A 9,777-nucleotide genomic window follows, 5' to 3' on the forward strand; every position below is an offset into this window, starting at 1 on the left:
AAGGGGAAAATGTCACTTTTGGTTTAAAAAATCACAGCTTGTGTGTTACCAGCGCATTGTAAGTTTAATCATCAAAGCTCCGGCGGCCTGATGGCAAAGACTACTCATCATCCGTCAGATAATCGGGCGGGAAAGTGATTTTTTGGCGTATGTTTTCAACATCAATAGTAATTTGTTGCTGCCTGTTGGCATCAAAGGGGGCATAAGGATAATCGAGATCCCCATCCTGCATGTCTTTTTTAAGTAGATACTCAAAGAGCAATTTATATTCATAAAGACTCAGTTTTATATTGTGGCTGGGATCGCCATGAAAGGCATTTAAATCGCCATAAGTCAGTTTGGGGGAATAGTATTTATTTATCTCGCGCATTACGGTGTTGACCAATGCATCATTTTCACCAATAAAAGTCAGTTTATTAAAATAGATATCTTTGCCTCTTGGCATGCCGTCTATTAACGAAGGATTAATTTTGGCAAAGTCGTTTTCTGTCGGAGCCGTACTTTTAACAATATAGGAGTCAGGGGAGTGATCGACGGGCACTACTGCCTCTTTTATTTTCCCCTCGGCTTGGGCAAATTTAAGATCTGCGGTCTGTGAATTCCGTTCTCTGTCGATGGTATAACACAAGGCGTGCAGGGCTTCATGAATAATAAGCATTTTCTCGCTGGGTGGTTTGAGGTCTGCTTTAAATCTCCCTACCTGAAAAAAATCCTTATGATGATGCAAATTGTTCAGTGATTCACCGTCAAAGACCATAATGCCGGTAGGTATATCGGTAAAGGCAGGAATGTTTTTGCCCAAAAACCGTTTTTGCTGTGCCGAGTCGCGCGTAATTAATACCGTAATACGTGGCGCTTTAGGTCCGTTGGCGTCATTGAGTAGCTGATGACGTAGCGAAACCATTTTTTTAAAAGACGGGGACTGACTGTAAGCCTGTTTGATCGCCAGTCGGACTTTTTCCAGGCCACTAATTTGCGCTGATGTCATATACCCGGAACCCACTCTAAAAACATCATCTAAAACGTGTGAGGCAAAGATCCCTTTGCCGTCAAAGTAGGTGGTGTCAGGGGTTCCTTTCGCGGCGGTAACGCCATCGACAATCTGTTGCGGGCGCAGAATAGGGAATTTAACAGGTTGCGGATGAGCATCAACGCCTGGCGTGCGGGCATTGGCAATTAAAAAAGAACCGGCAGGATTGATATCTCGCAAACCGGGAACAAACTCAAGTGGCCCGCCAATGATAAGACGCCGCCACCATGGGTCGTCTTTACTTAGGCCATTCAGGGCGCCACGCTTGACCCGCAGCTGCCCAGCGGACGCCGGTGGTGTCACTTCAGATTTTGTCATCAAATATTTTTGGCTAATTGCGTTATTAAAGGGTAATCGCCTACGCCGATTTATCTCTTGCACTGCAGGCGGAGGAGGTCTGCCTGTAACTAATGAGGTATTTTCTGTTGAGCCATTGGGTCGCAGAGCAATAGGAGAAAGTGATTGTATTGACATAGATATCGTCCTCAATGAAATAAATATTCCGCTTATCCCGCAAACAGCTAGGGGGCAACGCGGATTATTCAGGTATAAAACCCTTTTATCACCCATGATCCTGCTGCAGCCATAAATATATTGGCCGTTTGCTTTGGGAGAAAATAAGATAAAGCAGCACAGCGTGTACTGACAGGCTGTCTTCCAATAGGTGGTTTTTTCTCAACAGAAAGTTCATGGCAACTTGCCAGACTATTAATACATCAGCGGGAAAATCGGCGCGACAGAAATAAAAAACCCGTCGGCGTTAACCAACGGGTTTTTATCAGTGAATAGCTAGTGCTTTATCTCAGGCTGCAGGCCTGGCGATCACATTGCGATTTTCCATACGGACTTCGGCAATATTTACGTCAATAATATCACTTTGACGGTAGGCCACTTCGCCTTTAATCAATACGCTACCGGTATCCTGGCTGCAAACCAGTTCATCACGCACGGCATGCAGGAAAGGTGCTGGAATAAAGGCCACAGCGCCGATATCTTGCAGACGGACACGCAGACCGCCGCGAGTGACATCGATAATTTCAGCGCTGAATTTAACTTCGGTGCCAACTTTATCTTCCAGATAACGGGCATACAGCCAGTCACCGACGTCACGCTCTGCCATACGATTCAGACGTCGACGCTCGGCAAGCTGCACGGTCATCTCATCTTGTGGTTTCTCGGCGCTTTGCTCGGTGATCATTGCCTTTAACAAGCGGTGGTTGACCATATCGCCATATTTACGGATCGGCGACGTCCAGGTGGCGTACGCTTCAAGTCCAAGACCAAAGTGTGGGCCGGGCACGGTGCTGATTTCTGCAAAAGTCTGGAAGCGACGGATACGGCTGTCGAGAAACTGCGTTGGCATAGCGTCCAGCTTACGGCGCAGGGCACAGAAGCCAGGCAGCGTCAGCAACTCGGCGGCATCTGCTTCCACGCCATTTGCCTGCAGAACAGTAACTGCCTGCTCAACCAATAACGGGTCAAAACCGTTATGTACGTTATAGACGCCAAAACCCAGACTGTCGCGCAGGGCAATAGCGGCACAGACGTTCGCTGCAATCATGCACTCTTCAACAATGCGGTTGGCGATGCGGCGATGTTCAGCCACAATTTCCAGTACATTGCCTTTTTCACCCAACACAAAGCGGAAATCGGGACGATCTTTAAATACCAGGGCGTTGGTGGTGCGCCAGGTGCTGCGGGCATCACTGACGCGCTTGAGCAGACGGATCTGTTCAGCAATGGTGTCGTTTTGCGGTTGCCATTGCGAGCTACCTTCCAGCCAGTCAGAAACCTCGTCGTATACCAGTTTGGCATTGGACTCGATCCAGGCAGCAAAGAAGCGAATGTCTGTACCCAGAGCACCGTCGGCAGCCAGGGTCACGCTGCAAGCCAATACCGGACGGCGTTGATTTGGCAGCAGTGAACAGAGATTGTCGGACAGTTCACGCGGTAGCATCGGGATATTAAAACCCGGCAGATAGTTGGTAAATGCGCGTTTGCGAGCGATATTGTCAGCGTCGCTGCCTTCAGTGACATAGGCAGTAGGATCGGCGATGGCAATCATCAGCTTCAGCGTACCGTCACCGTTATCTTTAACGTAGAGGGCATCGTCCATATCCTGCGTGCTGGCGCTGTCGATAGTGACAAACGGCAGGGCGGTGAGATCTTCACGAGTCAGACCCTGTTCCAGCAGTTCGGTAACGTCAAATTGCGGCGCTTCACGCTCCAGATTATGACGTGCCAATGTTACCCACCAGGGAGCAAAGTCATCACTGCCGGTGGTGATCCATTCGGTCAGTTCAGCCTGGAAGCCGCGATCGCCTTCTTTTAACGGGTGGCGGCGCATTTCGGCAACACACCAGTCTCCATCATTTAGTTCGTGAGCAAAGTTGCGCCCGGTACGGCACTGAATGGCATCACGCAGCAAAGGATGGTCAGGCATTATCGCCAGACGGTCATCTTTTTTAATCACCCGGCCGACAAAACGACTTAAGAAAGGCTCGACCAGTGTTTCTGGTTGAACAATCTCACGCTCTTTTTCGGTATGAACAGACGCAATAACCCGATCGCCATGCATGACTTTCTTCATGTAAGGAGGCGGGATGAAATAACTTTTTTGACCCTCTACTTCAAGAAAGCCAAAGCCTTTCTCAGTTCCTTTTACAATGCCTTCAACACGTGGAGTCTGAGAGTGAAGTTGCTGTTTTAGCTGTGCGAGCAGCGGGTTATCTTGAAACATATCGTCCAGAGAATAAGGTTAGGATGGTTCGATTAGCGGCAGACAGTTTTACGCGAATCAGCCACTGTGGGCAAGCAGCATCTGCCTATTTTAACGTTATTAAAGCTGAGGGTAGAGCCCTGCACAGGCTTTATACAATATTGACAAAATCAGGGGAGAGGATGGTACGGCGGCATAAAAAATGGGTGCCGGAATTTCCGGGCACCCTTATATCAGCAGGGATCAGGCAATACGACGCGTATCGACTATCGCTTCGCAGCGACGGATCGCTACCGGGATCGACTTGGAGGTCGGAGTATGGGTCTGGTCACCAAAACTGGACAGCGGTACCAGCGGGTTGGTTTCGGGATAATAAGCTGCCAGATTACCGCGAGGAATATCGTAGCTTACCAGCTTGAAGCCGCTGACTTTACGCTCAATACCGTCATCCCACAGTGTTTCGATTTCAACCAGTTCACCCTCGTTAAAACCCAAATCAGCCAGGTCCTGCGGGTGGATAAACAACACTTCACGCTGACCATAGACGCCGCGATAACGGTCATCCAGGCCGTAAATGGTGGTGTTGTACTGGTCATGTGAACGCAGCGTCTGCAAGGTAAAAGGTGCGTTGTCATGTTGCATCGGGATCACTCTTTCCGGCAGCGCAGCCGCGCTGAAGTTGGCTTTACCGGTCGGGGTATTGAACGTCAGCTCTGCCGCGGCACTGCCAAGGTAAAAGCCGCCCTTGATATCGCAACGTTTATTAAAATCAGTAAACCCTGGAATGGTCGCCTCGATATGATCACGGATCAGATTGTAATCATCCGCCAGCGCCAGCCAGTCGAGATAACGGGTACCCAATACCGCATTGGCAATACCACAAACGATGGCAGTTTCTGAGCGTTGTTCCGTGGAAAGCGGGATGCCGACGCCTTCAGAAGCATGCACCATGCTAAAGGAGTCTTCTACGGTAATAAACTGTGAACCTGTGGCCTGCATATCCAGCTCGGTGCGCCCCAGGGTAGGCAGGATTAGTGCTTCGCGTCCCGGTGTTAAATGACTGCGGTTTAGCTTGGTGCTGATTTGTACCGTTAAATCACAGTTGCTCAAGGCTTGTTCGGTTCGCGGGGTATCCGGTGCCGCTGCCGCCAGATTGCCGCCAAGGGCGATCAGCACTTTGGCTTCTCCGCGCAGCATGGCTTCCAGAGCCTCTACGGTGTTATGGCCCGGTTCACGCGGTGGAGTAAATTTAAAATGGCGTTCAAGGTTATCGAGCAGCGGCTTAGGCGCTTTTTCATCGATACCCATAGTGCGGTTGCCCTGCACGTTACTGTGACCGCGAACCGGACACAGACCGGCGCCCGGTTTACCCAACTGACCAAACAGGAGTTGCAGATTGGTGATCTCTCGTACCGTAGGTACTGAGTGTTTATGTTGAGTAACGCCCATTGCCCAGGTGCAGATCACGCGTTCGGCTTGCATATAGATCCCGGCTGCCTCACGAATTTCTGCTTCGGACAGACCAGACTGCTGAGTAATTTGCTGCCAGCTGGTTTCATCGACAATTGCCAGATAATCGTCAATACCGTGGCAATGCTCGGCGATAAAATCGACATCGAACAAAGCCGGTTCACCGCTGGCAAGACGCTGGCGATGGCTTTGCAACAAGGCTTTGACCATACCGCGTACTGCTGCCATATCACCGCCCAGATTAGGCTGATAATAGGCAGAGCTGATGCGCCCGGCTTTGGTGGTGACGACTTCCAGCGGTTTTTGCGGGTCGGCAAAACGTTCCAGTCCACGCTCACGCAGGGTATTGAAGCTTACAACTTTGGCACCGCGATCGGCGGCATGACGCAGGCTGTGCAGCATACGCGGATGGTTGGTACCGGGATTCTGACCGAAGACAAAGATAGCATCGGCTTTCTCAAAATCATCCAGGCGAATCGTCCCTTTACCGACGCCAATACTTTGCTTGAGGCCAACACCGCTGGCTTCGTGACACATATTTGAACAGTCCGGGAAGTTATTGGTACCAAACATGCGGCCAAAAACCTGATAAAGGTAGGAGGCTTCATTGCTGGCACGGCCGGAAGTATAAAAATCGGCCTGATTCGGGTTTTCAAGACCATTAAGATGACTGGCAATCAGTGAGAAGGCATCATCCCAACTGATGGGTTCGTAATGGTCAGTGATACGATTATAACGCAGCGGATGGGTCAAGCGGCCCTGATATTCCAGGAAATAGTCGCTCTGTTCGCGCAGTTTAGCCACGCTGTGCCGGGCAAAAAATTCCGGTTCCACCGCTTTGCGCGTGGCTTCCCAACTAACGGCTTTCGCGCCATTTTCACAAAAGCTGAAGGTGCTGTGATTATCATCGCCCCAGGCACAACCCGGACAGTCAAAACCGCGACCTTTGTTAACACGTAGCAGGTTGCGCAAGTTGGACAGTACTTTTTTACTGTCAAAAACGTAGCGGGTAGTCGCTTCCAGTGAACCCCAACCGCCAGCCGCGCCGGTATAGGGTTTTATCTCGGATTTAAATTTCATATTAGGTCTTCGCAGGTGTTGAGTTGTTTCAACTTGGTTGAAAAGTGCGTAGTGGTATTGTTAATTTTATGTCACAAGTTTAGTAAGGGGGCAGATGATCGTCTAATCGAATGATGCAATCGTGAGATAGAGCGCATCGATAATGGAGATGATTACCATAGATGAGATAAATGACTGCTAGGTTGCTGCCTGTTTATTCGTCAAGTTGGCGGCAGCTTAAGCAAATTGTAAGCAAATGGTTTCATTGTGAAACTCTTAGCAAAAGTCTTATTGTTTAGCTTCTGCGTTAATTGATGCACCCTATGCCGCCATTGTTTCAATTTTACCTTGGCCGGCTGCCCACTCCCTGGGTTTGGCTGACTTCAAAGAGCGTTTGAGGATAATTAAGTGAAGCGTTTTGTATTAAGTATTTTGTCCGCAGTATGCTGTGTTACGGCAACACAAGCCTGGGCTGTGGCACCTCTCGATGTGCCGGTAGTACCGCCGAGTATTGATGCTGCCTCCTTTGTTTTAATGGATTACGCCAGTGGTGATGTCCTGGCCGCAGGTAATCCGGATGAGCGCCGCAACCCGGCCAGTCTGACCAAACTGATGACCGGTTATGTTATCGACCGCGCGCTCGACCAGCATAAAATCACTATGGACGATGTGGTAACCGTACCACAGGAAGCCTGGGTTGCCGGTAACAAAAATCTTGATGGGTCTTCGCTGATGTTCCTTAAACCGGGCGACCGTGTGACGGTTCGCGATCTGGTACGTGGCATTATTATTGATTCAGGTAACGACGCCTGTGTGGCGATGGCTGATTACGTCTCCGGTAGCCAGGATGCATTTGTCGGCGTGATGAATCAGTATGTACAAAAACTTGGACTCACCAATTCCCACTTTGAAACCGTTCACGGGCTTGACGCGCCGGGTCAGTTTACAACGTCCTATGATTTAGCCAGGCTTTCGCGTGCCATTATCGGCGGCGAACCTGAGGAATATCATATGTATAATGAGAAGTCGCTGACCTACGACAAAATCACCCAACAGAACCGCAATGGCCTGCTGTGGGATAAAAACCTCAACGTTGACGGTTTAAAAACCGGCCATACCGAAAGCGCCGGTTTTAATATTATTGCCTCGGCTACCGAAGGTAATCGTCGTTTGATCGCCGTGGTAATGGGAGGCAAAAGTGCCAAGGGACGTGAAGAGCAGGCGCGTAAATTATTGACCTGGGGTTTCCGTACCTTTACCAGCATGCAGGTATTTAAAGCGGGACAAAGCGTAGCCAGCGAAAAAGTATGGTACGGCGATAAGTCACAACTTAATGTCGGTAGCCTGGATGATGTTTACCTGAATATTCCGCAGGCCGACAGTGACAAAGTCAAAGCACAGTATGTGTTAAGCAACAAGCAGATTGAGGCACCGCTGCGCAAGGGGCAAGAGGTAGGCAGTATCAATATTGTCGATAATGGTAAAGTGATTAAAACCGTGCCGTTAGTCGCCCTGGATGACCTGCCAAAAGGTGGGATATTCAGTCGTGCAATTGATTATATTAAACTAAAAATCTAAGTCTGTTACTGATAGCGACCTGTGTCTTCTATGCACAGGTCGTTTGTTTTTGCCGATGTTGTTCTTGCCATTTTTATGCTGTATTTCCCCCTTTCGCTTTATCTGCCTCGTTTTTTATCTTGATAAAATCATTACCTGATATACTTTTGGGCTACTTCACTCACTTGGAATTACGATGCGCGGTCCGTATTATGGATATTAAGCAATTGATTTACCTATGTAATCTTGAGCGTGAAAAACATTTTGGACGAGCCGCAGAAGCCAGTTTTGTCAGTCAGCCAACGTTATCTATGCGACTGAAAAATCTTGAAAAAGAACTTGATCTTAATTTGATCAATCGCGGCAATAACTTTGAAGGATTTACCGCTGAAGGCGTACGTGTTTTAAGCTGGGCCAGGGAGATTGTTTCGGTCTATGAGGGGCTGAAACTTGAAGTTGAGTCACTGAAACAGGGGTTAAGCGGCACTCTGCGTATTGGCGTTATGCCGCAATGCAGTATTTCGTTACCTGCGTTGCTAAAAGGTATTGGCGAGAGTCATGCCGGACTGGACTATCGGGTTTCGGAGGTCAGTGCTGATCAACTGATTGAGGCACTGAGCAGTCATTCGGTGGATATTGGCATTGGTTTCTTTGAATTTTCGACCCTCAATGAGCTGCGTTTTCAGTTGTTTCCGTTGCAGGACGGTGGTGTTGATTTGGTTTATCATCCGCAACATTTTCCTCAGCTAGAGGTGTTAACCAACATTAATGCGCAGCAGGTCGCGGCGTTGCCATTATGTTTGTCGGAGTCTAGCCGCTATTTTCGCCGTTATCTGGACAACTATTTTCGCCAATCGGGACTTGAGCTACATCCAATTCTGGAAAGCACCTCAATTTTCCAATTGATGCAGGGCGTGTTTGTCGGCCTTGGCTGTGCGCTGGTGCCGCGCGGACATCTTATTGATGCTATGTCCCCGGCATTACGGCGATGTCCATTAGAGATTGCGCCCATGAGCCGTCATGCGGCGCTGGTGGTTGCTGAACCGGGCAGGGCAACGCCGCTGGCGCAGCATTTCTTTGCGGCTGCGAGTCAGTGGCTGGCTGCGCAGGCAACTGATTGAATCACTGAACTAATAAATGCGACATTTTCCTATTGCTGCTCCGGCTTGACCACGTCAAGCTTAGGCCCATCGACGCTATAGCAGCCTCAGTAATCGCAGAAAGAAGGGAACTACAAGATGAAAGCAATTCGTATCCGCCTGATGGCTCTTACTGTCACCGGTTTACTGTTAGCTGGAGGCGCCCAGGCTAATAATCTTCTTAACTCATTATCCGACGCTGCCAATCAGCAACTGGGAAATAACGGCAGCAGTGCCGGCAATGGCAATTCAATGGGGCAACTCTCTTCGTTATTAAGTGGCAGTGATAATAATCTTACCGCCAAAAGTCGCACCAATGCTGCCGGTATTCTTGGCTATTGTGTAAAAAATAATCTACTTTCTGCCAGTAGTGCCACATCGGTTAAAGATAAGTTGATGAGTAAATTGGGAATGCAAAACGCCAGCACAGCCCAAAAGACGGATTATCAGGATGGTCTTGCCGGGATTTTGCATAGCGGTAACGGGCAAAACCTCGATTTAAATAATTTGGGTAGTGGTATGACGCAAATAAAAGAGAAAGTGAAGGAAAAGGCCTGCAATGTGGTGTTGAAGCAGGCGAAGTCCTTCATGTAGTGGGGGCTTAAATGACAATTTGGTTTTTAATTACAAATTGGCTTTTAACTTCAACTTCAACTTCAACTTCAACTTCAACTTCAAGGTCAAGGTCAAGGTCAACTGCATTCGCTGCGCTCACTGGGCGGCGGCCCAGACCGCCCAAAGGAGGCGAAGGCGCGCCTCCTTTGGAATCCTGCGCCTTGTCCAAATTGAACAGTGTCGTGCCC

General features: G+C 49.1%; 7 protein-coding genes. 3 read left to right on the forward strand and 4 right to left on the reverse strand.

Features of this window, described 5'->3' with window-relative positions:
* Positions 1-100 precede the first annotated feature (100 nt).
* The 3 genes from GW590_RS08070 to GW590_RS08080 form a co-directional block, all read right to left on the reverse strand.
* Positions 101-1,504, reverse strand: coding sequence for a hypothetical protein (locus GW590_RS08070; protein ID WP_169402498.1), 1,404 nt, complete (start codon positions 1,502-1,504; stop codon positions 101-103).
* A 328-nt stretch (positions 1,505-1,832) separates the two neighbouring features.
* Positions 1,833-3,770: an exoribonuclease II gene (locus tag GW590_RS08075; RefSeq protein ID WP_169402499.1), complete on the reverse strand. Its 1,938-nt coding sequence runs from the start codon at positions 3,768-3,770 to the stop codon at positions 1,833-1,835.
* Between the two features lie 222 nt (positions 3,771-3,992).
* Positions 3,993-6,299, reverse strand: a complete 2,307-nt coding sequence (locus GW590_RS08080) for an FdhF/YdeP family oxidoreductase (RefSeq protein ID WP_169402500.1) — start codon at positions 6,297-6,299, stop codon at positions 3,993-3,995.
* A gap of 387 nt (positions 6,300-6,686) precedes the next feature.
* Here GW590_RS08080 and dacD point away from each other — a divergent pair, with 387 nt between their 5' ends.
* The 3 genes from dacD to GW590_RS08095 all read left to right on the forward strand — a co-directional run bounded on the left by dacD (position 6,687) and on the right by GW590_RS08095 (position 9,568).
* On the forward strand, positions 6,687-7,856 hold the full coding sequence (gene dacD, locus GW590_RS08085) for a serine-type D-Ala-D-Ala carboxypeptidase DacD (protein ID WP_169402501.1): 1,170 nt from the start codon (positions 6,687-6,689) through the stop codon (positions 7,854-7,856).
* A 191-nt stretch (positions 7,857-8,047) separates the two neighbouring features.
* Positions 8,048-8,956, forward strand: coding sequence for a LysR family transcriptional regulator (locus GW590_RS08090; protein ID WP_169402502.1), 909 nt, complete (start codon positions 8,048-8,050; stop codon positions 8,954-8,956).
* A 117-nt stretch (positions 8,957-9,073) separates the two neighbouring features.
* Entirely contained in the window at positions 9,074-9,568 is a 495-nt protein-coding gene (locus GW590_RS08095; protein WP_169402503.1) for a DUF2501 domain-containing protein, read from the forward strand.
* Positions 9,569-9,575: 7 nt separating this feature from the next.
* On the opposite strand, the gene GW590_RS08100 is transcribed toward GW590_RS08095, so the two are convergent.
* On the reverse strand, positions 9,576-9,777 hold a 202-nt coding region (locus GW590_RS08100; RefSeq protein ID WP_169402504.1), incomplete at its 5' end, for a hypothetical protein.

The sequence above is a fragment of the Rouxiella aceris genome (assembly GCF_012933545.1).
Lineage (GTDB): Bacteria > Pseudomonadota > Gammaproteobacteria > Enterobacterales > Enterobacteriaceae > Rouxiella > Rouxiella aceris.

Bases quoted from the DNA above. Each gene is read 5' to 3' on its own strand.
- GW590_RS08080 (WP_169402500.1), bottom strand. From the start codon at position 6,299: ATGAAATTTAAATCCGAGATAAAACCCTATACCGGCGCGGCTGGCGGT.
- GW590_RS08090 (WP_169402502.1), top strand. From the start codon at position 8,048: ATGGATATTAAGCAATTGATTTACCTATGTAATCTTGAGCGTGAAAAA.
- GW590_RS08070 (WP_169402498.1), bottom strand. From the start codon at position 1,504: ATGTCAATACAATCACTTTCTCCTATTGCTCTGCGACCCAATGGCTCA.
- GW590_RS08095 (WP_169402503.1), top strand. From the start codon at position 9,074: ATGAAAGCAATTCGTATCCGCCTGATGGCTCTTACTGTCACCGGTTTA.
- GW590_RS08075 (WP_169402499.1), bottom strand. From the start codon at position 3,770: ATGTTTCAAGATAACCCGCTGCTCGCACAGCTAAAACAGCAACTTCAC.